Source organism: Ruegeria sp. G5 (genome assembly GCF_056533365.1).
In genome coordinates this window covers 1-24,628 of sequence record NZ_JBQFOK010000002.1, presented here as the reverse complement: position 1 = coordinate 24,628, position 24,628 = coordinate 1, and the positions used below count along the sequence as shown (strand labels likewise).

Here is a 24,628-nt window from a genome sequence, read left to right as displayed (position 1 = left end):
GCCGCGCGGAACGCGCGGCCCGGCCCAACAGCTTGAATTGTGTCTCGTCAGAGACACTGTTCAAGGTGGCGGGAGGGTGCCTTACCTGTCATCCCCGCTGGGGCCGATATCATCCAGATAATCTTCGTCGATTGCGGCCTGTACCGCGCCGGTCACCGCCTCGCGCTGTTTGGGCGTCAAGTCTTCAGCCTCTTTGTCGTCCGCCAGACGAACCGTAACCTCGCGATGCGCAAAGCGAATGCCCTCGCGTGCAAAGAGCTCGCGTATATCCTGATAGACCTTCTTGCGCACCAGCCATTGATCGCCCGGCTTGGTCATGAATTTGACCCGGATGATCATGGCCGAATCCTGCATCTCGATTACGCCTTGCGACTTGAGAGGTTGGATGAAATTATCGCCAATGACCGGATCGTTCAGCAATTCCTGTCCCAGCTTCTTGATCAGCTTCCGCACCTTTTCAACGTCGGTGTCGTAGGTCACCCGCAAAGGCAGTTTCATGATGACCCAGTCCCGAGAGTAATTGGTCAGCACTTTGATCTCGCCAAAAGGAATCGTGTTCAAAGCGCCAAGATGGTGTCTCAACTGGAACGACCTGACCGAGATTTTCTCGACCGTTCCTTTGACGTCGCCGATGTCGATATACTCTCCCTTTCGGAAAGCGTCATCCATCAGGAAGAAGGCGCCCGAGAAGATGTCGCGCACAAGGGTTTGCGAACCAAAGCCCACGGCAAGCCCAACAACACCAGCACCCGCAAACAGCGGGCTGACATTGATCCCAAGCTCCATCAAAACAATCAACACAATGGTGACAACCACCACGGCCAAAATCGCGCCTCTGAAAAGCGGTAGCAACGTCGCCAACCGGCTCTGACCGCCTTCACCACCTTCGTCGCCAAGCTCAGCTGCGGCTCCACCATCGTCTTCTTCTTCGGCGATTTTCGTATCGATCCAGATGCGGAAAAAGTGAAACAGGATATACCCGATGAACAAGATCACCATCACGTCCAGCGCGCGTTCGATCGGCAGGTCCTCGCTCCAGCTTGCCTCCGGGTTCCAAATCACGACCAGCGCATACAACCCAACAACAAATGCCAGGATACCTGCGACCCGTCGCGCCAGATCTTCATAGGTTAGAATCGCGTGTTTCCGCTTTTCGGCCAGAGGTGTTTCAATCACCTCTTCCTCAACGACTTCCGCGACGGTGTCCCCGTCCGCGTTCAGGTCTTCCATCTGCCGGTTGCGATCAAAGTACCTTTCCAACAGGTAGTTCATCGCGCCATAGGCAATAACGACAGACATGAAAATCGCATAGCTGCTGGCAACCAATGGGATCGAGTTTTGGTTTTCCAAGACCAGATCCACAGCCAGTTTAAGCCAGCTGAATACCATGTAGACAATGAGAACGGGCGCCCATGCCAACGATATAAAACGCGAGATCCATGAAACCTGATCCTTTGCGCGCCCACCCCGGATGGCATGCGAAATCGCACGTGCGTTGAATAAGATCATCAACACATTGCCCAGCGCGCCAAACATGGTCAGCCCGCCGTAAACCAGCGCGTAGACGTTATAGTTCAGGCCAAAATCCGCGACCCAGGTCGCAAACAAAACAACCGAAATATCATAGGTCGCCAAAGCAGATGCCCATATATACAGCCGTTTCGCATCTCTGTCGGAAAACGGTGGCAGACGGTATTGGCTGAGATAAGGCGACAACACCATGCGCCACAGGTCGGACACGGTTCGCGACAGGAAAAACGCCGTGAAAATTGCGGTGACCGTGAATTGGATCGAAAGGTCCTCGGCCTCGCCGAAAAACAGGAACCCAACGATCAACGCCATCAGCATCGCAAAGATCGTAGCCCCGATACCCATAAGAAACCGGAAAACAAGGAAGGGCATCTTCTCGCGATATCCTTGCGGGTTTTCCTTTGACCGCGCCACCACGATCCCTTTGGCCAGTCGCTTGCCGTAGATTTCAATCGACAACCAGCGCCCGATCAAAAGGAAAAGGATGTTCCAGAACAAAACCTCGACATAGGTCTGTATCCGACCGTCCGGACTGGTTTGGCGCAGAACATACTGGACCTCGAATATTGAATAAGGCAGCGCCTCAAGCCGCGATTCCATCGACGCCCTGAATTTCGAGAACCGCTCTTGCGCTTTCATCAGCTGCGACCCCTGCGCCATTGGGTCTTGTGGGCCAGCGTCCTGGGCCCCTGCTGCTGTTCCACCCGATGATACGATCTGACCGGCGCTGTCGATGACGATCACACTCGCCCCGGCTTCAGTTGCGGAGCGAATTGCAGCCGCAAGATCACCTTCCTCGGAACTATCCGAACTGGTATCTGCCCCCGTGGTATATCCCGGAATAAGCGAGGTCTGAGCGAAAACCCCTGTTGGAAACTGCAATAGCATCGCCCAGCCTAGAAGGGCGAAAATAGCAACAAGTCTAAGTTTCATTAGGGTTTCTATCCAATTCGACGTTTGCGCCGCACATTACAGAACCACATACCCGTGTTCAAATCATCAACGGGCTGCCGGGTGTTATCCCGGTATGGCGTGTTCTTGGCGCACTGAAGCCGCATCGAGTGTTTTCAACACGACAAAAACTGAATATGACAGTAGTGAGAGCAAGCGCAGCTCGGTCGTAGCCAGCGTTTGATGTAAGTCGGGGCAAGCCAGCAAAGATTTCTGTAGGGTGTAGCCAATTGGCTATGTTTGTCGTTTTTCGCGGATCAGGGCCGCAGTTTTTGCAAGCAGCCAAGAAACATATGCGATAGTGGTGCAGGCGCGCGGAATAGCACCAAGACACTAAGACGGCGACGAAATGAGCCCAGGACTACAAAATAACAAGACCGGACGTGCACCCCGCATTCTGTTCTACAGCCACGATACATTCGGACTAGGCCATTTGCGCAGGTCTCGGGCTCTTGCCGCAGCTATTACGCAGGCAGATCCCTCGGCCTCGGCCTTGATCCTGACAGGCTCGCCCGTTGCGGGACGGTTTACCTTTCCACGGCGTGTGGATCATGTCCGCCTGCCCGGGGTAACAAAACGCCCAGATGGATCCTATGCCTCGCAAACAATGGGTATGGGTATCGAAGAGGTGACCGAACTGCGCGCTGGTCTTATTCACACCGCGGTCGAGCAGTTTGATCCTGACGTTTTGATCGTTGACAAAGAGCCCACCGGTTTTCGCGGTGAGCTACTGCCAACCCTCGAAGCGCTTTATCAGAGCAAACGCGCCAAGATGGTACTCGGCTTGCGCGACGTGCTTGACGAACCCGAGGTTCTGGCCGCCGAGTGGGACCGGAAAGAAGCCATAAGCGCCACCGAAAAATATTATGATGAAATCTGGGTCTATGGGCTGCGCTCGATCTACGACCCGACAAGCGGACTGCCTCTGAACGCGTCCGCGCAGGCCCGTATCCATTGGACAGGCTACCTGCGCCGCGATCTTGGACCGGTCAATGAACCCCCAGAACAGCCCTATATCCTGATCACACCGGGCGGTGGTGGCGACGGCAAGGCCATGGTTAATCTGGTTTTGTCTGCTTACGAGCAAGACCCGACACTATCGCCACGGGCCGTGCTGGTTTATGGCCCCTTCCTGTCTGGTGAGTTGCGCGATGACTTCGAAACGCGTGTTGCGGCATTGAACGGGCGTGTAACTGCGGTGGGCTTCGAATCTGAGATCGAAACACTTTTCGCAGGCGCTGCAGGCGTAGTGTGTATGGGCGGATACAACACGTTCTGCGAAGTCCTATCCTTTGACAAACGCGCAGTGATTGTCCCGCGTACAACACCGCGGCTTGAACAATGGATTCGGGCATCGCGCGCCGAAGAGTTGGGCCTTGTGCGCATGTTGGACGAAAGCCGCGACGGTCTGACCGCAGAGTCAATGATACAGGCGATCCGTGCCCTTCCCCAACAAGCCCTGCCCTCGCAAGCCATCGACGACGGGCTTTTGGACGGGCTGGACTATGTCACCGACCGCGTTGACGCCCTGCTGACCGGGGAACCGGAGCGGGCCACCGGATGAGTTCGACACAGCCGAAACTTGCGGTGCTGGTCAAAGGGTGGCCGCGCCTGTCCGAGACGTTCATCGCGCAGGAATTGGTTGCATTGCAGGATGCAGGCCATCGCTTTGATATCTGGTCGTTGCGTCACCCGACGGATGTGAAACGCCATCCGTTGCATGACCGCTTCAATGGTCACGTTCATTATTTACCTGAATATCTGTACCAAGAACCCGAGCGGATTTGGTCCGCGCGTCAGATTGCGCAGGCTTTGCCCGGTTACGCCAAAGCGTACGAGGTCTGGCGCAAAGACTTGCGGCGCGATCCATCGCATAATCGAATTCGGCGATTTGGTCAGGCTTGCGTCTTGGCGGCTGAGTTGCCGCCGGGCACCCGGGTTATGTACGCCCATTTCATGCATACACCGTCTTCGGTCGCCAGGTACGCTGCTATTATGCGAGGCCTGCCATGGAGCTTTTCAGCCCATGCCAAGGATATCTGGACGTCTCCTGACTGGGAAAAAACCGAAAAGCTGCGGGGCGACACCTATGGCGCTGCTTTCGGCGCGACCTGCACCGCCATCGGAGCTGAGCACCTGCGCGGCCTTGCGGATCATCCCGAACGGGTTGAATTGATCTATCATGGGTTGGACTTGGATCGCTTTCCATCTCCGCCCAATCGCCCGTTGAGGTCTGCGGGCGACCCATTTCACATGCTGTCTGTTGGGCGGTTGGTCGAAAAGAAAGGGTTTGATCGCCTGATCGACGCGTTTGCTGTCCTCCCCAAGACGCTCGATTGGCGATGGACTCATATCGGCGGTGGCGATTTGGGCGATACCCTGCAGCAACAGGCTAAGGCGGCTGGTGTGGAAGACCGGATTTCGTGGAAAGGAGCCTGTGACCAGCCCGAGGTCATCGCAGCAATGCGCGACGCCGACCTCTTCGTTTTACCCAGTCGTATCGCGACGGATGGGGATCGCGACGGATTACCGAATGTTTTGATGGAAGCTGCCTCTCAAATGCTGCCCATCCTGTCGACACCCGTCTCGGCGATCCCCGAGTTCATCCAGACCGGACTGCACGGAACCCTGACCGAAGACGAACCATCTGCGCTTGCTGCGGCAATCACCCAACTGGCGAACAACCCGGTGGCAACAGCAGATATGTCCACCAAAGCCTATGAAAGGCTATTGGCAGAGTTTCGGATGGACCCAGGGGTCGCCGTCCTGTCCAAACGCCTTGCCGCATTGGGGGCGGACAGGGACTGATGGCCCGGATCGCATTTTACGCACCAATGAAATCTCCGAACAGCCCTGTCCCCTCGGGTGATCGGGAAATGGCGCGTAACCTTATGAAAGCCATTAGCGCCCAAGGGGATGAGGTCGAGCTTGTCTCGCACCTGCGCAGCTTTGACAAAACCGGTGATCAGCAACTGCAAAGCAAATTGCGGTCCGAGGCGAATGCCGAGGCACAGCGGTTGATCAAAACACTGCCCGAAGACACGGCCCTTTGGGTTACCTATCACAACTATTACAAGGCTCCTGACCTTTTGGGGCCGCACGTCTGCCATGCCCGGGGGATACCCTACGTGCAATTGGAAAGCACCCGCGCAACCAGTCGGCTGACCGGCCCTTGGGCCGATTTCGCACAGGCCGCGCATCATGCGTGCGATGCCGCGCAGGTGATCTTTTATCACACAGCAAACGATCTAATCACATTGGAACGGGAACGATTTGGCGATCAGCGACTGGTCGAGTTACCACCATTTTTGCCGATTGCACGTCTGCCCGTAGCATCATCCTGCGATGGCCCTATGTTGACGGTTGGGATGATGCGTCACGGCGACAAAATGGCCTCGTATGAGATTCTGGCGCAAACGCTGCGGTTGTTAGAGCAGCCTTGGTCATTGGACATTGCCGGGGATGGCCCCGCCAGACCTGACGTAGAGGCTTTGATGGCACCTTTCGGGTCGAAAGTTCGGTTCCTGGGTTTGTTGGATCGGGAAACCTTGCAAACCCATTACCAGAACGCGTCGCTATTGGTCTGGCCAGGTGTGAATGAGGCATATGGGATGATTTATCTTGAGGCGCAGGCAGCCGGTGTGCCGGTTGTTGCACAAGACCGTCCGGGTGTCCGAGATGTGCTGCTGCCTGCACAGTATCCATCCGTTGACGCTGGCCCTGAAGAGCTGGCAGCCCGGCTAAGTGAGTTCTTAAGTGACCAATCCCTTCGACTGGCAACTGGAGCCAAAGCGCGCGACCGGATCCGGTCGCGGCATCTCAGCCCAGCCGCCACAGACCGGTTTTGGCAAGTGGTCCGCCCGTTGACAGAGGGGCAAGCATGACACGTCTCGCCCTGCTCCGCCACGGCCATACGCATTGGAACCGTGCGGGTCGCATACAAGGGCGCAGCGATATCCCATTGGATGACGAGGCACGGCAAGATCTGGCCGGTTACCAGTTGCCCGAAACTTGGGATAAGGCGCAGATCGTTTCCAGCCCGCTCAGGCGTGCGCAGGAAACGGCGTTGCTGGTCACCGGTCAGCCGCCCGCCACACATGAAGCATTAATCGAAATGAACTGGGGGGAATGGGAAGGTCTGCGCGGCGTCGATCTGATCGCAGACCCAGACAGCGGATACCGGCACATCGAGGACTGGACCTGGGATTTTCGCCCCCCCGGTGGGGAAAGCCCAGCCGAGCTTTGGGCGCGTGTGCGCCCTTGGGTTGATACCCTGACGGCAGACACCGTCGCAGTCTGTCATATCGGGATCATGCGGGTTATTCTGGCGCGTGCATGGGGATGGAACTTTGACGGCCCTGCCCCCTTCAAAATCAAACGCAACCGTTTGTATATTGTCGACACACAGGCAATGCGCGCTGAACCTGAACCGGTGCGCCTGATCCGAGCGGAGCCCCGAACATGAAAGTGATGATCATTGTTACCCACTTGTTGGGTACAGGACATCTGAGCCGCGCCCTTACATTGGGTCGGGCCTTTGCGCAGAAAGATCACGACGTTCTGGTTGTCTCAGGCGGGATGCCGGCCCCTCAGCTTGACAGCCGCAGCATGACCCTTTTGGGATTACCGCCTTTGCGATCGGACGGCACCAATTTTACTCGGCTGCTCGACCAATCCGACGATGTGGCAGACGATACGTATTATGATGCGCGCCGCACAGCGCTTGTCGAGGCGGTGAGGTCTTTTGCGCCCGATGTGGTAATCACTGAGCTTTATCCATTTGGGCGTCGCTCCCTGGCCTCTGAGTTTGATGCCGCTTTGAACGCTGCGCAGGCTTTGCCGATACGGCCTGTCATCCTTGCGTCAGTCAGAGATATTCTGGCCCCGCCTTCGAAGCCATCCAAGGCAGAACGCACAGAACAAATTGTGCTGCAGCAATATGACGGTGTTTTAGTGCATTCGGATCAGAACATCGTGCCACTGGAGATCAGCTGGCCGGTCACTGAACCCATGCAGAAACGCTTGTTTTACACTGGTTTCGTGGCACCCAAAGCAGCGAACCCGCACCCCAAGGCCGCAGGACAGGATGAGATCCTTGTCAGTGCAGGCGGCGGATCCGTGGGGCAGCCGATCTTTCGCGCGGCCATCGAGGCCGCCCACAAGATGCCCAACAGGCGCTGGCGCCTGTTGGTCGGCGGGCAGGACGCGCCGAACCGCATAGCCGAACTGCAAACCCTTGTGGGCGACGCCCTCGTGACAATTGAACCCGTGAGGCCGGATTTCCGTCAGATGCTTAATCATGCGGCAGCTTCTATCAGTATGTGCGGATATAACACCGCATTGGATATTCTGCAGGCGGGGACACCCACGGTCTTTATCCCCTTTGACGACGGCAACGAGGTCGAACAGACCCTGCGTGCGCGCAGCTTGTCTCATCTGAATGGGATTGAGGTGCTGAGCAGTCAGGCTTTGAACGGCGCGTCCTTGGCGCAGGCCGTGAACCGAGTGCTATCCTCTCCGCCCAGATCCGAGTTTTCATCGGGTTTCGATGGCGCCGCGAAATCGGTTGAAATAGCGACCTTATTATCTGAGGGGCGCACATGAACCTGGACTGGAGCCCCCTTACCGCCGAGCTTGACGTCTGGCAGCGCCTAGGTCTTTCCCTACCGGTGTGGTGGCGCGACGACGACGCGATATCTGTGACACCTGAACTGGAGCGCCTTACGGCGCTGTCGGAGGATGTGCACCTTCCCGTACATCTGGCAATCGTTCCAAGGGACTGTGAGGACGGGTTGGTATCGGTCGTCGGCAGCACCAAGTCGTTGATCCCGGTTGTGCATGGCTGGGCGCACCAAAACCATGCGCCGCCAGATGAAAAGAAATCGGAATTCCGCCTGCATCGCCCGATGCGGGAGATCCTTGGCGATGCGCAGGCTGGGTTGGAGCGGCTGACGGACAAATTTGGTTCACGTCTGTTTCCCATGTTTGTGCCGCCTTGGAACCGCATTTCGCCTGATGTGGTCACAAATTTGCATTCGCTTGGGTTCCGAATGATGTCGACGGCAGCTCCGCGCGAGACGGCTCAACCTGCTGCAGGATTGCTGCAGGTCAACACGCATGTGGATCCGATTGATTGGCGCGGGACGCGTGGGCTGGTGCAGCCAGACAAACTGATTGCGACGACCGTTGATCTTCTGCGCGCCCGACGCGCGAACCAAAGCGATAACTCGGAACCTTTCGGAATTCTGACGCACCACCTTGTACATAACGAGGACATATGGTCCTTCACCCAAGATCTAATAAAACGCCTTCTGGACGGTCCCGGAACTGTCTGGACCGCGCCTGACTACGAAAACACACGGAGACCCGAATGAGCCGATTGGATTCCATGCTGCGCCGCCTGACCGCTCAACGTGATGGGCTGAACTGGGCGGTCGACCAGATTTCGGAGCAAGACGGGGATGCTCTGGACATGGGTTTAGGCAACGGCAGAACCTATGACCACCTGAGGGAAATCCTGCCCGACCGGCGCATCTGGGTGATGGACAGGGTCCTACAATGCCACCCATCCAGCACTCCGCCCGCCGAGGATTTCTTGCAAGGTGAAGCCGAACCCATGTTACAGAAACTGGCCGAAGGCGGACCAAGAATTGCAATGGCCCACTATGATTTCGGACGCGGCATCAAGGAAGAGGACGTTGCAGAAGCCGCGCGCCTAAGCCCGTTCATTGCGGATGTCATGCTGCCCGGGGGGCTTTTGATTTCTGGCCAACCTCTGGTTGGATTTCAGCAGATCAAAGGACCCGACACCATCGCGCCGGATCGCTATCTGTTCTACAGATCCTGATCAGGAAACCCGCTGCCCACGCGACCAGACACCGTTCAAGGCCGGGGCCCCCTCACGCATACGAAAACGGATCACGTCGGCACGGGCACCGGGGCGCAATTCGCCGCGGTCATCAAGCCCGACAACCCGCGCCGGGGTCAGCGTCACAGTTTTCAGACCTCGGGCCATGTCACCCCACATGTCACCCAGGCGCGTTGCCGACAACAGCAGCGCTGCGGGAACATAGTCGGACGACAGAATATCGAGATGGCCCAACTCGGCCAGATCGCGCGCGGCGACGTTTCCGGAATGAGACCCACCTCGGATCACATTTGGGGCGCCCATCATCACCTTGATCCCATGATCGTGACAGGCGCGCGCAGCCTCGACCGTCGTCGGAAATTCCGCCAGCTTAATCCCATGGCCCGCTGAAGTGCACACCTGTTCCCGCGTTGTGTCATCATGGCTGGCCAGCATGGCGCCGAACCGGTTTGCCGCCTTGACAGTTTCGGTCTCATGCTTGTCGCCGTGGCGGTCACGCAGACATTTCAGGTGCGCCACGTGCTGCAGAAAATCGTCATCGTTCATCCCGTGCTTGCCCTTCATATAGGCCTCTAGCTGGGTCATATCCCGAAACTGCCGCTGCCCTGGAGTGTGGTCCATGATAGAAACAAGGCCGACGCGATCCTCGGCATCGAATTCGTCCAGCTCCTCAACAAGCGTTTCCGAACAGACCTCGGCCCGAAGGTGTAGGAAGTGGCTGATCTTGAGCGCGTCCTGTTCCCGCAGCTGCCAAAGCTCGCGGGACAAATCACGCGCATATTTTTGGTAACGCTGCCCGCTTGGGATCGACCCGATGCGCATGGCGTCGAAAACTGTTGTAATGCCAGTGCTGGCCAATTCTGCATCGTGGGCCAGGATAGCCGCGGCATGGGGCCAATCGACCTTGGGACGTGGCTGGATGTGACGTTCCAGATTGTCAGTGTGCAGTTCGACCAGCCCGGGGCACACGTAATCGCCCTGACAATCCACTGCGCCTGCCGGAACACCACAGCCGGTCGCAACATCGGCAATCGTTTCACCGACAATCCGCACACTGCCGGTTACCGTTTCATTCGGAAGCACCAGCGTCGCATTGGCAAGGATCATTTCTTCTGTCATCTGAACTTCACACGGTTTGAGCTATTGGGAAGGCCACACTTAGGAGGCCAATGTGACATTCACGCGATACGCGATTTACTTTGCGCCCCCAGCCGGGGCCAAATGGACTGAGTTCGGAACCCGCTGGCTGGGCTGGGACATGGCAGCGGGGAGAGAGGTGGAACATCCACCTGCGAATGGCATAGACCTTGCTGCCGTCACCGCAGTGCCGCGTAAATACGGCCTGCATGCAACGATGAAGCCGCCCTTTCGTCTGACTGAGGGGAATACAGTTGCCGACCTGCAGAACGCTTGCGCCAAGCTTGCCCATGCGCGCCCTGCCGTGACGCTGGATGGGCTGGAAATTGCGCGGCTTGGTCGGTTTTTGGCCCTTCGCCCCGTCGGAGATGCCACTGAACTGAATGCGCTGGCCGCGGCTTGTGTTCGCGATCTGGATAGCTTTCGCAAGCCCCCGTCTGATGACGAACTGGAACGGCGCCGGGCAGCGGGGCTGAACGCCATGCAGGACGCCAATCTTGTTCAATGGGGCTATCCTTACGTGATGGACGCCTTTCGCTTTCACATCACACTCAGCGGTCGCTTGGACAAAGAAACGCTGGCCAAGGTTCAATCCACGCTCGAAGCAGAGTTGGCACCGTTGTTGCCCGCGCCCTTTCAGATCAACGACTTGGCCCTTATGGGCGAGGCCGAGGATGGTATGTTCCACCTGATCCAACGCTACGCCCTCTCAGGTTGAAGCTGCGACAGGATTGCGTCGATCGTTTGCGTCAGTGGACCAGAGTTGTCTATCTCGATCACACGGTCCAAACCTTCGGGCAAGGGGGCCGATGCACGCGCAAGGCGTCGGGCCTGCTCTGCCGCGTTTTCGCGGTCGCGATTGCACAAACGCTGCGCAAGAACCTCTGGATCAGCGGTCAGAGAGATCACGATCAGGTCTTTGAATACTGCTTGTGCTTGCAACAAAACCGATCGGGACAGGTTGGCCAGTACAGCATCCGCCTCTTGACGATCTGCTTCAATCTCGCGCGGGACGCCGTACAACAACCCATGCGCCGACCAATGCAGTGCAAAGGCACTATTGGCCACCATCAGCTGGAACTCGGCCGCAGATACACGGTCGAAATCCTCGCCGTCTTCACCGGGTGGTCGGGTAATCACACGACGTACGCGACGTATACCCGGAGCGGTCGCGTCAAGCGCTTCCATAACGCTGTCCTTGCCAACACCTGATGGACCAACAACCGCTATGACGGGTGCTAGGGTCATGCGGCGGCCTTGGGGGTAAAACCGGACACGTCGATTTCGCGATCGCACACCCGGTTGCGCGCGTCTATGTCGTGGAAAATACCTACAATGGCAGCACCACGCGCCTTGGCCTCTTCGATCAGCGACAAAACGGTTTCGCGGTTTTGCGCATCCAAAGATGCGGTTGGTTCATCCAGCAACATCGCAGGATAATCATGTGCAAAGCCGCGGGCTATGTTGACCCGTTGTTGCTCACCACCGGAAAAGGTCGTGGGGCTAAGGGACCACAGGCGTTCTGGAATGTTCAGACGTGCAAGCAGTCCGGCAGCCTTGTCCAATGCGGCTTGCTTGTCACATCCAACAGCCAACAAAGGCTCGGCCACGACTTCAAGCGTTGGCACGCGCGGCACGACCCTCAGGAACTGACTGACATATCCCAGCGTATCGCGCCGCAAAGCGAGGATTTCGCGCGGCTGGGCCCGAGCGACGTCAAGACCACCGACCAGCACCTGACCTGACGCAGCCAGATAGTTGCCGTAGATCACACGCATCAAGGTCGATTTGCCCGCGCCCGAAGCACCGGTCAACGCAACGCATTCCCCTGCGGACACCTTCAGGGTCGCGCCCTCCATGACGGGAATGACTGCACTGCCTTGATTGTGAAGGGTAAAACTTTTGCTGACGCCTTGTAATTCGATCATGTCGCCCTCTCAAACCTGCAGCACACTCGAGACCAGCAACTGCGTATATGCATGTTGCGGATCATCCAGCACCTGATCGGTCAAACCAGTTTCAACCACCTGCCCGTCCTTCATCACCATCAGGCGATCCGCCAACAGGCGGACAACGGCCAAGTCATGAGTGACGATAATGGCGCTCAGCCCCATCTCGCGGACCAAACCCCGCAACAGATCCAGCAAACGGGCCTGAACAGACACATCCAACCCACCCGTGGGCTCATCCATGAAGACCAGCCGGGGGCCAGTCACAAGGTTGCGCGCAATTTGCAGACGTTGTTGCATCCCACCGGAAAAGGCCGTCGGGCGATCGTCCACCCGGCTTTCGTCAATCTCGACACGGCCAAGCCAATCGACCGCACGTTCCCGGATCTGACCATAATGGCGATCACCTACCGCCATCAGACGCTCACCAATGTTCCCACCCGCGCTGACTGACATGCGCAGGCCGTCCCGGGCGTGTTGGTGCACAAAGGCCCAGTCGGTGCGGCCCAGCATCCGCCGCTCTGGCTCGGACATGGTAACGGTATCCACCGGACCATCCGCGCGCGTATCAAAAACGACCTGCCCATGATCTGGAACCAGATGACCAGCCAGACAATTCAGCAATGTCGACTTGCCTGATCCGCTTTCACCCACGATCCCCATCACCTCACCCGGGTAGAGATCGAAACTGACATCCGCACACCCGATACGGGCCCCGTAGGTTTTCCGGATGTCCTTCACACTTAATAACGGCGTCATGTCACTTACCTCGGGTCATAGGCAAATTCGATCCGGTTGCCGCCGGGTTCGCGGATCATGAAATGTATCTTGGGCCCTGCGCCGGACGGCTCGGGCGCGAATTCCACCTGAACGCCGGGCCGGTCCTTAATCGCGTCGAACACGGTATCCAGCGACTCTCGCGACGGGATTTTGAAGGCGACATGGTGCAGCCCCACATTCGCGTGCCGATCAAAGCCACGCTGATCGTCGCCTTTCTGCTGCCATAGCGTCAGAACTGCCGAGCCGTTGCTGATAAAGGCTGATGGGTATTCGGGCCGACCACCCACCACGTCCCAGCCCAAGGCATCGACGAAAAAGGTTTTGGTGGCCTCAAGGTCAGCAACCGTCAGGCCCAGATGATCAATTCCCAAAACGTGCTCACGCATCATGCCGCATCCTCCTTGGCCAAACGTCCTTGGTGCCCGGCCTCACGGCGAGACCGGCAATAATCCGTGTCCGAGCAGACAAACATCCGGTTTCCTGCGTCATCCATGATGACCTCGTCCAAATAGCTGTCTTCCGCCCCGCATAGATCGCATGGGTGGTCAGCCTTTGAGGCTTCAAAAGGATAATCTTCGAAATCCAACGACACGACCTTGGTATGGGGAGGCACTGCATAGATGCGCTGCTCACGCCCGGCGCCGAACAACTGGATCGCGTCCATCTCAAGCTTGGGGTTATCGAATTTCGGGATTGGGGACGGATCCATCACGTAGCGGTCCGACACCATCACTGGATATGAATAAGAGGTCGAAATCGCCCCGTGCTGGCTGATATCCTCATACAGCTTTACGTGCATCAGCCCGTATTCTTCCAGACTGTGCATCTTGCGCGTCTCAGTCTCGCGCGGTTCAAGAAAGCGTAACGGTTCCGGGATGGGCACCTGATAGACGAGAATCTGATCTTCGCGCAGCTTTGCTTCGGGGATACGATGGCGGGTTTGGATCACGGTCGCCTTCTCGGTCTCTTCCGTCGTCTCAACGCCCGCCGTGTTTTCAAAGAATTTGCGAATGGAAACTGCATTGGTGGTGTCATCGGCACCCTGATCAATGACTTTGAACCTGTCATCGGGTGTCAGCGTTGCCGCCGAAACCTGTACCCCGCCGGTTCCCCAGCCATAAGGCATCGGCATCTCTCGGCTGGCAAAGGGGACCTGATATCCCGGAACGGCAAGGCCCTTCAGGATCGCCCGCCGGATCATCCGTTTGGTTTGTTCGTCCAGATAGGCAAAGTTGTATTCGCTCATAACACGCCTCGCTCCGTCAAATCCGCCTCAAGCGCTTGCGGTGTGGTAAAGTGGATGCCTTCCATCCCGACAGCCCGCGCGCCTTCGACATTGTGCAGCCCGTCGTCGATAAAGATGCAGTCTTCTGGCGCGTGTCCTGCGCGGTCACAGAGCATTCGGAAAATCCGGGCGTCGGGCTTCATCACCCCTTCCTGACCGGAAACCACCAGGGTTCCGAACACTTCACCCAAGCGTGGGTGTACCTTCAGCCCCTCGGGCCATGTCTCTGCCGACCAGTTGGTGATCGCATGAACCGGTGTCCCCTGCGCCATCAGGCGATCCAGAACATCCCATGTTCCGTGTATCGGGTTTTCCACTGTCCGGGTGTAGCGTTCGACATACGAAGCAAAAAGCTCTTGATCCTGCGGATCATCCAGTTCCTTGGCGAGGTCCGCGAAGCGCTCTCCGTTGTCGCCACGCGCATTCTTGGCCCGGAAATCGGTGCGTTCCAGAAAGGCGTGAACGGCCTCTTCCGAGCCCAGAGCATCGATCCAGGCCAGATGGGGCTGCCAGTCGATCAGGACCCCACCGATATCGAAAACAACGGCCTTCATTCCGCAGCCTCCTTCGGTGTGATCCGTTCTTGGGCTTCGCGGCGGAGTTTTCGGACCAGCTCCAATTCCGACTGGAAATCCACGTAGTGGGGCAGCTTGATGTGTTCCAAGAACCCAGTCGCCTGAATATTGTCGGCGTGGCTCAGGACGAATTCTTCGTCCTGCGCCGGCGCACCGACATTGTCTTCGCCCAACTCTTCCCACCGAAGCGCGCGATCAACCAGTGCCATTGCAATGGACTTGCGTTCAGATTGACCAAAAACCAGCCCGTACCCGCGGGTGAATTGCGGCGGTTCGGTCTTTGATCCTTGGAATTGGTTGACGGTCTCGCATTCCGTCAGCTCAACCTCTCCGATTTCGATCGCGAAGCCGAGTTCAGGGATATCCATTTCGACAGGAACTTTGCCGATCCGCAACTCGCCCACGAATGCGTGGTTGCGCGCGTACCCGCGTTGGGTGGAGTAGGCCATGCCCAGCACAAAACCTTCATCCCCGCGCGTCAGCGACTGCAGTCGCAAAGGACGGTTCGAAGGAAACTGCATCGGTTCACGCGTCAGGTCACCCGGAACAGCGTCACTGGCCGGTTCCTCCTGAATGATATCTTCGCCCTTGAGAAATTCAGTTATATGCGGCGTCGGCTCCATGCGAGGCGGGCCTTCGGGAGCGGTCGCCTCGCCGCCTTCTGCGGCCAGTTTGAAGTCCAGCAGACGATGCGTATAGTCAAAGGTCGGCCCCAGCACCTGCCCACCCGGCGCATCTTTGAATGTCGCCGAGATGCGGCGATCACAGGCCATTTGGCCCGTTTCAACCGGGTTCGTGTAGCCAAACCTAGGCAAGGTCGTGCGGTATGCCCGCACCAGGAAAATTGCTTCGATCAGATCCCCCCGTGCCTGCTTGATGGCAAGCGCTGCAAGGTCGGGGTCAAACAAAGACCCCTCGGCCATCACCCGATTGACCGCAAGACTCAACTGCGTGCGGATCTGCGCGATACTTAGCTCTGCAATGTCAGTTGGCCCGCGGCGTTCCTCGGCCAGCCAGGAATGCGCGTTTTCGATGGCCTTTTCACCGCCTTTTACAGCTACATACATGTTCAGGCCTCCGTAGAGATTTGAGTGCTGCGCGGCAGGGCTGCGACCTTGTCCCCGCAGGTAAAAAAGAAGTCGCAACCCAACGGGTAGAGCGACGCATTCGCCTGCAAAGCTGAGACATCTGGCAAAGAGAGCTGCGATGTGTCCTTGATGCCGGGCCCCCGCAACGTCGCGCCTTGCGGAGCAAGCGCGTCACATTCGACGATCAGTGTCGCCGAGCGATCCGGGTATTCAGGCGTGCCAGTGCGAAACGGTGCCAAGCCGCCTAAAGCCTGCCATGTACCCAGCGCAAAATCCGCACGGGTCGCATCAACGATCGGTGCGCCGGTATGGAAGGTCAGCCACTGACGTACATCCGCCGTATCCGCCGCACCCGCCAAGTAGACGCTTGTTTCGGGATCACACAGTGTCAGCAGTAAAGTCCCGGCCGCCACGGACAAAGGCTCCGGCGGGCGTGCACCAGCAAGCTGCCTGATTTCACCCGGTCGCGCCATAACTGTCATGGCCGCCCGAAACGCATGAGCTGCGTCGATCGGGGCGTTTGAAAACCCGCCTGAGAACTGCTGTTGTGCGTTCATCAATCTTCTCCGCGTACCAATGTGAAGAACTCCACTTTCGTGGCGGCAGCTTTGGCCGCACGGCTGGTCTGTGTGGCCGTCATCTGCTGCACCAAGGGTTGGACCACCTGCGTGTCGATGGCCTCGGCCGCGTCGGTCTGCATCAGAGCATCTACCAAAGCCGCCACCTCGGCCTTGGGCTTTGATCGCCCCTGCACGTAGCCATGGCCAACCGTTCCGTCCTTCAACACCAACGAACAGCGCGTAACAGTCATTTCCCCAAGATTGAACGGAGCGCCAACCGCTCCCGCCCGCCCCCGGACCATCACACCGCCAACTTCAGGGGCGCGCAGCCATTCATACGCTGGATGAACGCCCGTTTGACCCCAAAGCGCCATAAGGGCTTCTTCGGGCGCGCGGGCCAGTAAGCCCATCCGCTTCTGACGGGCAACATCGACTGGTTTGTCAAAATCTTCCATGAAAGCCTCTTGGCCGGGTTGTCTACTTGAACTATACAACTAGACAAATATTACACCTCTACCCCGCCCTCTGCAATCCGCTAGCGTGTGAAGATTTAATGACATGAGCAAAACACCCGTCTGGAAAAGCATCGCCCTGAGCCTGACCGCCGACATCGCCGAAGGGCGCTTTGACACCGGCGACCGCCTTCCGACCGAAGCGCAATTGGCAGCAAAACATGGGGTAAACCGCCATACTGTGCGCAGGGCGTTATCAGACTTATCCGAGCAAGGTCTTGTTCACGCCCGGCGCGGCGCGGGTGTTTTCGTAGCAGCGCGGCCAACGGACTACCCGATCGGAAAACGTGTTCGGTATCACAAGAGTATTTCCGCCAGCGGGAAAATTCCGGGCAAGAAAATCCTGACGCTGACCACGCGCGCCGCGGATCTGGCTGAAGCCGAGGCTTTAGGCCTCAACGCTGGGGATTCTGTCCATGTATATGACGGATTGTCCCTTGCAGACGGGCAACCAATCGCCTTGTTTCAAAGCGTTTTTCCCGCAGAGCGCCTGCCGAACATTCTGACGGCGCTTTCGGACACCCAGTCCGTCACCAAAGCGCTGCAGCTTTGCGGTGTATCAGATTACGTACGTATATCGACCCGTCTGACTGCACGAGCGGCGACCCCAACTCAAGCGCTGCATCTGCGTCTACAAGAAGGGGCGCCAGTGTTACATTCAGTGGGTGTCAACGCCGATGTAAACGATATACCGGTCGAGTACGGCCGGACCTATTTTGCCGGTGAACGCGTCACTTTGACCTTGGACAAGGATTGAACGCAGCGGTCCTCCCGCCCGTCTTCGACCTCTTTACAGAGGCCTCATCCCGTTGGGCATAGCGCCGCGCAAAGCGCGGCGCTATGCCCAAGGCCGCAAGTGCGTTTCGGCTTTGCCGAGGCGCACGCGGGCGCGGGAGAACCACGTTGTCGGATAAAAAACCTTATTCGTATTTTTCAAGGAACGCTTCTGCAGACAATGACCGGAAATCAGGCAAAGCGGCACGCAGTCTCGCGTTGTCCCAATCCCACCAAGCCAGGGTCATCATACGCTCTGCCACGCCAGCGGGGTATCGCGGTCTGATCGGTTCTGCCGTGACACCTGCAACAATCGTATAAGGCGCCACGTCCTTTGTTACGATCGCCCCGGACGCGACAACTGCCCCGTGTCCGATCGTCACCTCGGGCTTGATGATAGCCGCGTGGCCGATCCAGGTATCGTGCCCAATCTCGGTTGTACGGCTGGCCCGGTGCGCAAACCAATCTGCATCGTCTGCCTCTCCGTCCCAATAATCCGCAGACCGGTACAGAAAGTGGTGCAGCGATGCTTTTTCCATCGGATGATCTGTGGCGCCGACCCGTGTAAAACTGGCGATATTGGCAAACTTGCCAATCCGCGCATTCGCAATGTCGCAGGTGCGATCACAATAGGAATAATCCCCGAACGTTGAGTTTGCCACGCGAGTTCCTGCGCCAATCTCGACATAGGCACCAAACACACTGTTAGAGATTGCGCAGTCGGGATGCAGAAACGGCTGATCCGCTTGAAGTCTTGCCATGTGTTTACTCAGGATACCTCAGGCCGCTTTAACGGCCTTGGCCTTCGTCCGTTTAGGTTTGACTTCACCCTGAATCAGGCGCCGCCGCAGCCAACCCGAGAACCAATCCATCAACATCACCATCAGGATGATGAGGACGATGTAATAGGCGACCTCTTCCCAATCCTTTTGGGTAATAATCGCCTGAGTCAGCAAAAGCCCGATACCGCCACCCGTGATGGCACCAATAACCGTCGCGCTGCGGGTGTTGGACTCGAGGAAGTACAACAGCTGGCTCAACAGAACCGGCGTTACTTGGGGAATAACGCCAAAGCGGTAGCGCTGAGGCGCATTCGCACCTGTGGACTGCACCCCTTCGATCTGTTTTTGATCGACGTTTTCCAAAGCTTCCGAGAAGATTTTGCCAAAAGTTCCCGTATCAGTAACCAGAATGGCCAGCGCTCCGGTCAAAGGGCCTGGACCGAATGCTCGGGCCAGAACGACCGTCCAGATCAAGGCATCAACGCCCCGAACAAAGTCGAACACGCGACGTGTCAGAAACCGCACCGACTTTAGCGGGTTGAAATTGCGCGTCGCCAAAAAAGCGAGCGGAAGCGCAATCATACCCGCCCCAAGCGTTCCCAGAAAGGCCATGAGGATGGTCTCAAAAATTGCCCACGCCACATCCTGGTGCCGCCACATCTTGTTCGTCCAGAAATCGTTGAAGATCGCGCCCGCTTCACCCGAGGCAGCCAGCCCGACCAACTGCGGGAAGGACTTGCCATAGTAGGGGCTGTCCAGTGTGAACCAGAACAATTCCCAGCCGTTGAAATAGCGGAACACCTCAGACCGGTTGCGGGTTACCGTCAATCGGCCCGCATCCGTGGTAATCGCCATCCGGTTTTTTGAAACATTGATCCACTCTGGCACCTCAGACGATGGCAGCTCTGCCTGAACCCCTGCAGAACGGGTCGGCGTGGCGCGAACGGTTCCGTAGCCGGGAATGTCATATTCAACGGTCTCTGGACCAAAGCGCACGACGTGACCGTCTTCCAGATCAATCACCGTTGTCTCACCCAGAGTAACCCAATCCGGGGCTTCACCGTCTGGATAGGCACCCTTGCGCTCACCCTCGATGGCGACCGAAACTTCGCCATTGCGGTTATCGCGTTCGACATGGGTCTTATAGCTGTAGCTGTCCGCAACCAGCGTCTTGCCGTTTTCCCAATTTGCACGCTCGGCCAGTCCGGGCACATCGAACGCGAAGAAAACGTAAATCAGGTAGGCAAGAACTACTCCGGGAAGGCCGAAGTTAAGTAGCCGCTTGCGATTGAAAAGACTTCCGGCTTCAGCCTTAAGCTCGTCAATGCTGAGATTTGTGGCGAAGGTGCTCATGCCCGCGCTCCTTTCTCGGATCCGTGGGTCAGGCGATCGCGCAGCAGCCCCGAAATTTGGTCAACAACAACGATGGTGACAAACAGCAGAAGAAAGATCGCAGCGGCTTCGTCGTAGCGCCCCTGCCCCCAGGACATCGAATTGCGCAGTTCATAGCCAAGCCCGCCCGCACCGACAAAACCCAGAATGGCCGACGCGCGAATATTGATTTCGAACCGCAACAAAGCATAGCTGACATAGTTCGGACCGACCTGCGGGATGACCCCCAGATACATCCTTTGCGACCAGTTCGCGCCCACCGAGTGCAACCCTTCGACGGGTTTCAACGAGGCGTTCTCGTTCACTTCCGAGAACAGCTTACCCAGCGCACCCGCCGTATGGATGGCGATAGCGATCATCGCAGGCACCGGGCCGCCGCCCAGTACAAAGATCAGAACCAAGGCAATCACGATTTCGGGGATTGCGCGGCACACATCGGCGATGCGGCGAAACAGCGGGATCAGCGATGGCCAAAGCGCCATACCACGCGTCGACATAAGCGCCAGAAAGGTCCCAGCGATGGTACCAAGCAGCGTCGAAGCGGCCGCAATGTTGATCGTTTCGATCAGTGCGGGGAAGAACTTGACCAGATTGGCGGGCAGAGCGTCGATTTTTTCCCACGCCTCGGACAAAACTTCGGCCGGATAGTCAAAAATGCGGTGCCAGCCATCAATGAAGCTACCGGCGTTGCGATCGTCAGCTGTTTGGAAACCGGCGGCCATGAGGGCCACGAATACGATCAGAAGGATACCACCATAGACCCGCTTGCGTCGTGTCATCTCGGTATAGTCGACCCGGATCTGGTCGACGCTGGGGGACCCTGCGGTCAGGTCTGTCATGGAATGCTCCTGAGTGGAAAAACGGGGCCCGGTTTCGACACCGGACCCCGATCTTGGGGATGTGCAGGCTTAGTTAGACTTCAGCTTGCGTGCTTCGATGATGACTTCGTAGGCTTCGTGGGTGATCGGCTCGAACGCCTTCGCTTCACCCGCGGCTACGCCGTAAAAGCACTCGCGGTCTTTCTCAGCCAGACCAGCCATCAGAGCGGTCATCTTTTCTTTCACATCTGCTGGCAGAGCTTGGCGCAGAACAACCGGGCCTTCCGGGATCGGCTTGGACTGCCAGATCATGACCATGTCGTTCATGTCGACCAGACCTGCGTCAACCGCGCGGCGCAGTGCGCCCGAGTTGAAACCGTCTTCCCAATCGCCCAGACCGTCGGCCCATGTTACGCCGCCATCAACGTCACCGTTGTTGACCGCTACGATGGTTTGCTCATGGCCGCCGGTGAATTTCACTTCGCCAAAGTAGTCGCCCGAATCCATGGTCGCGCCGGTGGCTGCAGGGATTTCGATCGAAGGGATCAGATAGCCCGAGGTCGAGTTCGGATCACCAAAACCAAAGGTCTTGTCCTTCATATCTTCCAGCGAGGTGATGCCGCTGTCCTTGCGCGCGAAACCGATCGAATAGTAGCCGTAACCACCGTCCAGGTTCACCTTGACCAGCACCGGTTCGACGGCTTCTGGGTCAGACAGATAGGTCTTGGCGTAGCCCGAGGCACCCAACCATGCCATGTCGATGGTGCCGCCCAGCAGGCCCTGAATCACGCCGTCATAGTCGGCAGGCGCGAACAGTTTGGTTTCAACGCCCAGTGTTTCTTCGGTGTATTCGCGCAGGCACTCGTTGTTGTTCAAACGGTCCTGAGCGTTCTCGCCGCCCAAAATGCCGATGCGGAATTCGTTGATATCCGCAGCCAGGGCCGGTGTGGCCATTGCAGTTGTGGCCACCAGGGCAGCAATCAGTTTTTTCATCTCGAGTCTCTCCGGTTTGATATGCCGGCCTTTCATCGGCCGGTCGATGAAAGGGGTGGGTGGTTTAGATGGTCGCTTCTGCTTCCATCAGGGCTTTTTGGGTTGCGTCGAGCGTTTCGATCTCGGTCGAGGTTGCCTCTTCCGAGAAACTTGCATCAGCGCCATAAATTTCGCGGGCGACACCGGTTGTCAGTTGCTCGGGCAGGCCATCAAACACGATGCGCCCGTCGCGCATTCCCACAACGCGGTCGCAATAGCGGCGGGCGGTGTCCAGTGTGTGCAAATTGGCAATGACAGTGCGGCCGTCTTCTTCGTGGATACGGCGCAGGGCTTGCATGACAACTTGCGCGTTCATCGGGTCAAGCGAGGCGATGGGTTCATCCGCCAGAATGATGCTGGGGTCCTGCATCAGCGCGCGCGCAATGGCTACGCGTTGCTGTTGTCCACCCGACAGCGCCTCGGCGCGTTTAGGGGCGTGTTCTGCAATGCCCAGGCGATCTAGAATATCGATGGCGCGGTGAATCTCGTCCATCGGAAACAGGTTGAACATGGTGGCCAACGTGGAATGGCGGTTCAGCGTGCCATGCAAAACGTTCGAGACCACATCCATGCGGGGCACCAGGTTGAACTGCTGGAAAATCATCGCGCAGTCCGCCTGCCAGGCGCGCTTGTCGCGACCCTTCAGCTTGGTTACGTCACGACCTTCAAAATTGATCTCACCTTCACTGGCGTCGGTCAGGCGGTTGATCATCCGAAGCAAGGTCGATTTACCTGCACCAGAGCGTCCGATGATCCCGATCATCCCGGGCTTGTCTATTTCCAGCGTCGCAGTGTCCACAGCGACGTTGTCACCAAAACGCTTGGTCAGTTTCTTGATGTGCAGCACGAGCCACCCCCAATTCATGTTGGGGGTCAGCTAAAGACGATCTTCAACGGCTTTGTGTAAGTTCGGTGAAAGTTTTGTAAACGCCCACAGCGCCAAGGGGCCTACCCAACCTCGCATATCGCAGGTATACGCGGGCCGACTCGATTTCTGACATGAGGCCCCCAATGAGCTTTGACCGCAGCATCAAGATCGCTCCGTCGATTCTGTCCGCCGACTTTGCCAATTTCGGCGCCGAGATTCAGGCGATCGAAGCGCAAGGTGCCGATTGGGTGCATGTTGATGTGATGGACGGGCATTTTGTACCAAACCTGACCTTTGGCCCCCCTGCCGTCAAAGCCTTCCGCCCGCACGTAAAGACGGTAATGGACGTGCATCTGATGATCACTCCTGTCGATCCGTACATTCAGGCGTACGCCGACGCAGGTGCCGACATCCTGACCGCGCATGTCGAGGCCGGGCCACATACGCATCGCACATTACAAGCCATTCGAGCGGCAGGGATGAAAGCAGGCGTTGCGCTTAACCCTGGCACCCCAGCCGAGGCGGTCGAGCATTTGCTGGATCTTACGGATCTTGTCTGCGTCATGACCGTGAACCCCGGTTTCGGAGGCCAGAAGTTCATCGACCTTACCGACAAGGTCCGCAAGCTGCGACAGATGATCGGCGACCGCCCGGTGCATATCGAAATCGATGGTGGTGTTGACCCAACGACAGCCCCGCTGGTTGCGGCAGCGGGGGCGGATGTGCTGGTTGCCGGGTCCGCGGTATTCAAAGGTGGATCAGTGGATAAGCCTGAGGTTTATGGCCAAAACATCCAGGCTGTGCGGGTAGCGGCTGAGACAGGGGTGTCTTGAGCGCAAGCCGCTAGGCAAAATGCGCATCGCCAACCCTCTTCGAACCCCAAAAGCGGGATTCACGCCGCCTTGACGTTCTTGTTGAGAACCCGCGCGCTATTGGCGTTGGTCGGGTTTGGCAAGTGGGTATTGCCTGCCTTTTCTCAAAGCGACGACATGACCAATATTCAAACGAATGGCCATTCAATGCTGGAGAAGACAATGGCAAGATCATTCTGGCAGTTTTGGCTATTTTTGATACCCGGGATCGCGGTATCTTATCTGATTTCTATCTTCTCCCACGATTTAATGGGCATACCTAGGGGGGTACCTTTCGGTCGCTTTGGAGTGATTGGGGCTATTGCTCAAATTTCACTGTTGTTGTTACCCTTTGCAATCGGGGCCTCACTGGCAGCAATTTTCTACTTCAAACGGCACGCCACAACGGCAGCTCAACAAGAAATCACTAACTGTTCAAGGAAAATCGGGGGTTTTGCGCTGCTCCTGACCTTTCTGTTTTTTGCGCTGTCAGGAGCATGGTTTGGCCTAATACAAGCACCTGGTTGGATGATCATCATCGTCCTTTTTGCGCCAGCTTTATCTGCAGCGGCTTTGTTCTGGATCACGTTCCCGATCACCATTCGATTAATTGTTTTCTGGAAAAGCCTTAGCTGAAGAATGTGAAAAATAAAAAGGCCGCCCCAAGTGGGACGGCCTTCTTTAGTTCAACCGGTTGGGTCCGAGATTATTCGACGAATAATCTCAGCACCGTCACCGATTACTCGATGATTTTCGACACAACGCCGGCGCCGACGGTGCGGCCACCTTCGCGGATCGCGAAGCGCAGACCGTTTTCCATCGCGATCGGTGCGATCAGCTCAACGCCGAACGACACGTTGTCGCCAGGCATGACCA

General features: G+C 57.4%; 28 protein-coding genes. 11 read left to right on the top strand and 17 right to left on the bottom strand.

The window, feature by feature from the left end:
- Positions 1 to 81: 81 nt before the first annotated feature.
- Positions 82 to 2,463, bottom strand: coding sequence for a mechanosensitive ion channel domain-containing protein (locus tag ACR0BD_RS03185; RefSeq protein WP_480828858.1), 2,382 nt, complete (start codon positions 2,461 to 2,463; stop codon positions 82 to 84).
- A 367-nt stretch (positions 2,464 to 2,830) separates the two neighbouring features.
- On the opposite strand from ACR0BD_RS03185, the gene ACR0BD_RS03180 reads away from it, so the two are divergent.
- The 7 genes from ACR0BD_RS03180 to ACR0BD_RS03150 are packed head-to-tail and all read left to right on the top strand — an operon-like array spanning position 2,831 to position 9,328.
- Positions 2,831 to 4,045, top strand: a complete 1,215-nt coding sequence (locus tag ACR0BD_RS03180; RefSeq protein WP_480828856.1) for a glycosyltransferase family protein — start codon at positions 2,831 to 2,833, stop codon at positions 4,043 to 4,045.
- The gene (locus ACR0BD_RS03175; protein WP_480828855.1) at positions 4,042 to 5,289 is read left to right on the top strand and encodes a glycosyltransferase family 4 protein; all 1,248 of its coding nucleotides are present in this window, start codon (positions 4,042 to 4,044) and stop codon (positions 5,287 to 5,289) included. Before ACR0BD_RS03180 ends, ACR0BD_RS03175 begins: the two co-directional genes overlap by 4 nt.
- Positions 5,289 to 6,365 (top strand): glycosyltransferase family 4 protein, encoded by a 1,077-nt coding sequence (locus ACR0BD_RS03170; protein ID WP_480828854.1) that lies wholly within the window; start codon positions 5,289 to 5,291, stop codon positions 6,363 to 6,365. Before ACR0BD_RS03175 ends, ACR0BD_RS03170 begins: the two co-directional genes overlap by 1 nt.
- Positions 6,362 to 6,946 (top strand): histidine phosphatase family protein, encoded by a 585-nt coding sequence (locus ACR0BD_RS03165; protein WP_480828853.1) that lies wholly within the window; start codon positions 6,362 to 6,364, stop codon positions 6,944 to 6,946. Before ACR0BD_RS03170 ends, ACR0BD_RS03165 begins: the two co-directional genes overlap by 4 nt.
- A complete protein-coding gene (locus tag ACR0BD_RS03160; protein WP_480828852.1) occupies positions 6,943 to 8,085 on the top strand; it encodes a glycosyltransferase family protein in 1,143 nt (380 codons plus the stop codon). Before ACR0BD_RS03165 ends, ACR0BD_RS03160 begins: the two co-directional genes overlap by 4 nt.
- Positions 8,082 to 8,855 (top strand): polysaccharide deacetylase family protein, encoded by a 774-nt coding sequence (locus ACR0BD_RS03155; protein ID WP_480828851.1) that lies wholly within the window; start codon positions 8,082 to 8,084, stop codon positions 8,853 to 8,855. The genes ACR0BD_RS03160 and ACR0BD_RS03155 overlap by 4 nt, the downstream gene beginning before the upstream one ends.
- Positions 8,852 to 9,328 (top strand): class I SAM-dependent methyltransferase, encoded by a 477-nt coding sequence (locus tag ACR0BD_RS03150; protein ID WP_480828850.1) that lies wholly within the window; start codon positions 8,852 to 8,854, stop codon positions 9,326 to 9,328. The genes ACR0BD_RS03155 and ACR0BD_RS03150 overlap by 4 nt, the downstream gene beginning before the upstream one ends.
- Here ACR0BD_RS03150 and ACR0BD_RS03145 read toward each other — a convergent pair whose 3' ends face one another.
- On the bottom strand, positions 9,329 to 10,468 hold the full coding sequence (locus ACR0BD_RS03145; RefSeq protein WP_480828849.1) for an alpha-D-ribose 1-methylphosphonate 5-triphosphate diphosphatase: 1,140 nt from the start codon (positions 10,466 to 10,468) through the stop codon (positions 9,329 to 9,331).
- A gap of 52 nt (positions 10,469 to 10,520) precedes the next feature.
- On the opposite strand from ACR0BD_RS03145, the gene ACR0BD_RS03140 reads away from it, so the two are divergent.
- The gene (locus ACR0BD_RS03140; RefSeq protein ID WP_480828847.1) at positions 10,521 to 11,204 is read left to right on the top strand and encodes a DUF1045 domain-containing protein; all 684 of its coding nucleotides are present in this window, start codon (positions 10,521 to 10,523) and stop codon (positions 11,202 to 11,204) included.
- Here the strand turns inward: ACR0BD_RS03140 and phnN are convergent.
- Genes phnN through phnG form a run of 9 tightly spaced genes read right to left on the bottom strand, consistent with a single transcriptional unit; the run spans position 11,186 to position 17,178 of the window.
- Positions 11,186 to 11,734: a phosphonate metabolism protein/1,5-bisphosphokinase (PRPP-forming) PhnN gene (gene phnN, locus ACR0BD_RS03135; protein ID WP_480828845.1), complete on the bottom strand. Its 549-nt coding sequence runs from the start codon at positions 11,732 to 11,734 to the stop codon at positions 11,186 to 11,188. The two genes, ACR0BD_RS03140 and phnN, sit on opposite strands and share 19 nt — an antisense overlap.
- Positions 11,731 to 12,414, bottom strand: a complete 684-nt coding sequence (gene phnL, locus ACR0BD_RS03130) for a phosphonate C-P lyase system protein PhnL (protein ID WP_480828844.1) — start codon at positions 12,412 to 12,414, stop codon at positions 11,731 to 11,733. Before phnL ends, phnN begins: the two co-directional genes overlap by 4 nt.
- Before the next feature lie 9 nt (positions 12,415 to 12,423).
- Positions 12,424 to 13,194: a phosphonate C-P lyase system protein PhnK gene (phnK, locus tag ACR0BD_RS03125; RefSeq protein WP_480694916.1), complete on the bottom strand. Its 771-nt coding sequence runs from the start codon at positions 13,192 to 13,194 to the stop codon at positions 12,424 to 12,426.
- A 5-nt stretch (positions 13,195 to 13,199) separates the two neighbouring features.
- Positions 13,200 to 13,604 carry a VOC family protein gene (locus tag ACR0BD_RS03120; RefSeq protein WP_480828843.1) on the bottom strand — a complete coding sequence of 135 codons (405 nt, stop codon included), beginning with the start codon at positions 13,602 to 13,604 and terminating at the stop codon, positions 13,200 to 13,202.
- Entirely contained in the window at positions 13,601 to 14,461 is an 861-nt protein-coding gene (locus ACR0BD_RS03115; protein ID WP_480828842.1) for an alpha-D-ribose 1-methylphosphonate 5-phosphate C-P-lyase PhnJ, read from the bottom strand. Before ACR0BD_RS03115 ends, ACR0BD_RS03120 begins: the two co-directional genes overlap by 4 nt.
- The gene (locus tag ACR0BD_RS03110) at positions 14,458 to 15,054 is read right to left on the bottom strand and encodes an HAD family hydrolase (protein WP_480828841.1); all 597 of its coding nucleotides are present in this window, start codon (positions 15,052 to 15,054) and stop codon (positions 14,458 to 14,460) included. The genes ACR0BD_RS03115 and ACR0BD_RS03110 overlap by 4 nt, the downstream gene beginning before the upstream one ends.
- Complete coding sequence (locus tag ACR0BD_RS03105) at positions 15,051 to 16,142, bottom strand: carbon-phosphorus lyase complex subunit (RefSeq protein WP_480828840.1); 1,092 nt, start codon at positions 16,140 to 16,142, stop codon at positions 15,051 to 15,053. Before ACR0BD_RS03105 ends, ACR0BD_RS03110 begins: the two co-directional genes overlap by 4 nt.
- A gap of 2 nt (positions 16,143 to 16,144) precedes the next feature.
- Positions 16,145 to 16,720 (bottom strand): phosphonate C-P lyase system protein PhnH, encoded by a 576-nt coding sequence (gene phnH / locus ACR0BD_RS03100; RefSeq protein ID WP_480828839.1) that lies wholly within the window; start codon positions 16,718 to 16,720, stop codon positions 16,145 to 16,147.
- A complete protein-coding gene (phnG, locus tag ACR0BD_RS03095; protein WP_480828838.1) occupies positions 16,720 to 17,178 on the bottom strand; it encodes a phosphonate C-P lyase system protein PhnG in 459 nt (152 codons plus the stop codon). Before phnG ends, phnH begins: the two co-directional genes overlap by 1 nt.
- Positions 17,179 to 17,281: 103 nt before the next feature.
- Here phnG and phnF point away from each other — a divergent pair, with 103 nt between their 5' ends.
- Entirely contained in the window at positions 17,282 to 17,992 is a 711-nt protein-coding gene (gene phnF, locus ACR0BD_RS03090; RefSeq protein ID WP_480828837.1) for a phosphonate metabolism transcriptional regulator PhnF, read from the top strand.
- A 163-nt stretch (positions 17,993 to 18,155) separates the two neighbouring features.
- On the opposite strand, the gene ACR0BD_RS03085 is transcribed toward phnF, so the two are convergent.
- The 5 genes from ACR0BD_RS03085 to phnC all read right to left on the bottom strand — a co-directional run bounded on the left by ACR0BD_RS03085 (position 18,156) and on the right by phnC (position 22,880).
- A complete protein-coding gene (locus ACR0BD_RS03085; protein ID WP_480828835.1) occupies positions 18,156 to 18,770 on the bottom strand; it encodes an LbetaH domain-containing protein in 615 nt (204 codons plus the stop codon).
- Positions 18,771 to 18,788: 18 nt separating this feature from the next.
- A complete protein-coding gene (phnE, locus tag ACR0BD_RS03080) occupies positions 18,789 to 20,144 on the bottom strand; it encodes a phosphonate ABC transporter, permease protein PhnE (RefSeq protein WP_480828834.1) in 1,356 nt (451 codons plus the stop codon).
- Complete coding sequence (gene phnE / locus ACR0BD_RS03075) at positions 20,141 to 21,022, bottom strand: phosphonate ABC transporter, permease protein PhnE (protein ID WP_480828833.1); 882 nt, start codon at positions 21,020 to 21,022, stop codon at positions 20,141 to 20,143. Before phnE (ACR0BD_RS03075) ends, phnE (ACR0BD_RS03080) begins: the two co-directional genes overlap by 4 nt.
- Positions 21,023 to 21,091: 69 nt before the next feature.
- On the bottom strand, positions 21,092 to 21,994 hold the full coding sequence (phnD, locus tag ACR0BD_RS03070; protein ID WP_480694938.1) for a phosphonate ABC transporter substrate-binding protein: 903 nt from the start codon (positions 21,992 to 21,994) through the stop codon (positions 21,092 to 21,094).
- A 64-nt stretch (positions 21,995 to 22,058) separates the two neighbouring features.
- Positions 22,059 to 22,880, bottom strand: coding sequence for a phosphonate ABC transporter ATP-binding protein (gene phnC / locus ACR0BD_RS03065; RefSeq protein WP_480694940.1), 822 nt, complete (start codon positions 22,878 to 22,880; stop codon positions 22,059 to 22,061).
- Positions 22,881 to 23,044: 164 nt separating this feature from the next.
- Between phnC and rpe the strand changes: the two genes are divergently transcribed.
- Positions 23,045 to 23,734, top strand: coding sequence for a ribulose-phosphate 3-epimerase (gene rpe, locus ACR0BD_RS03060; protein WP_480828832.1), 690 nt, complete (start codon positions 23,045 to 23,047; stop codon positions 23,732 to 23,734).
- Between the two features lie 99 nt (positions 23,735 to 23,833).
- On the top strand, positions 23,834 to 24,388 hold the full coding sequence (locus ACR0BD_RS03055; RefSeq protein ID WP_480828831.1) for a hypothetical protein: 555 nt from the start codon (positions 23,834 to 23,836) through the stop codon (positions 24,386 to 24,388).
- Between the two features lie 103 nt (positions 24,389 to 24,491).
- Here ACR0BD_RS03055 and ACR0BD_RS03050 read toward each other — a convergent pair.
- The coding region (locus ACR0BD_RS03050) for an EF-Tu C-terminal domain-related protein (RefSeq protein ID WP_480829390.1) at positions 24,492 to 24,628 on the bottom strand (137 nt) is incomplete at its 5' end.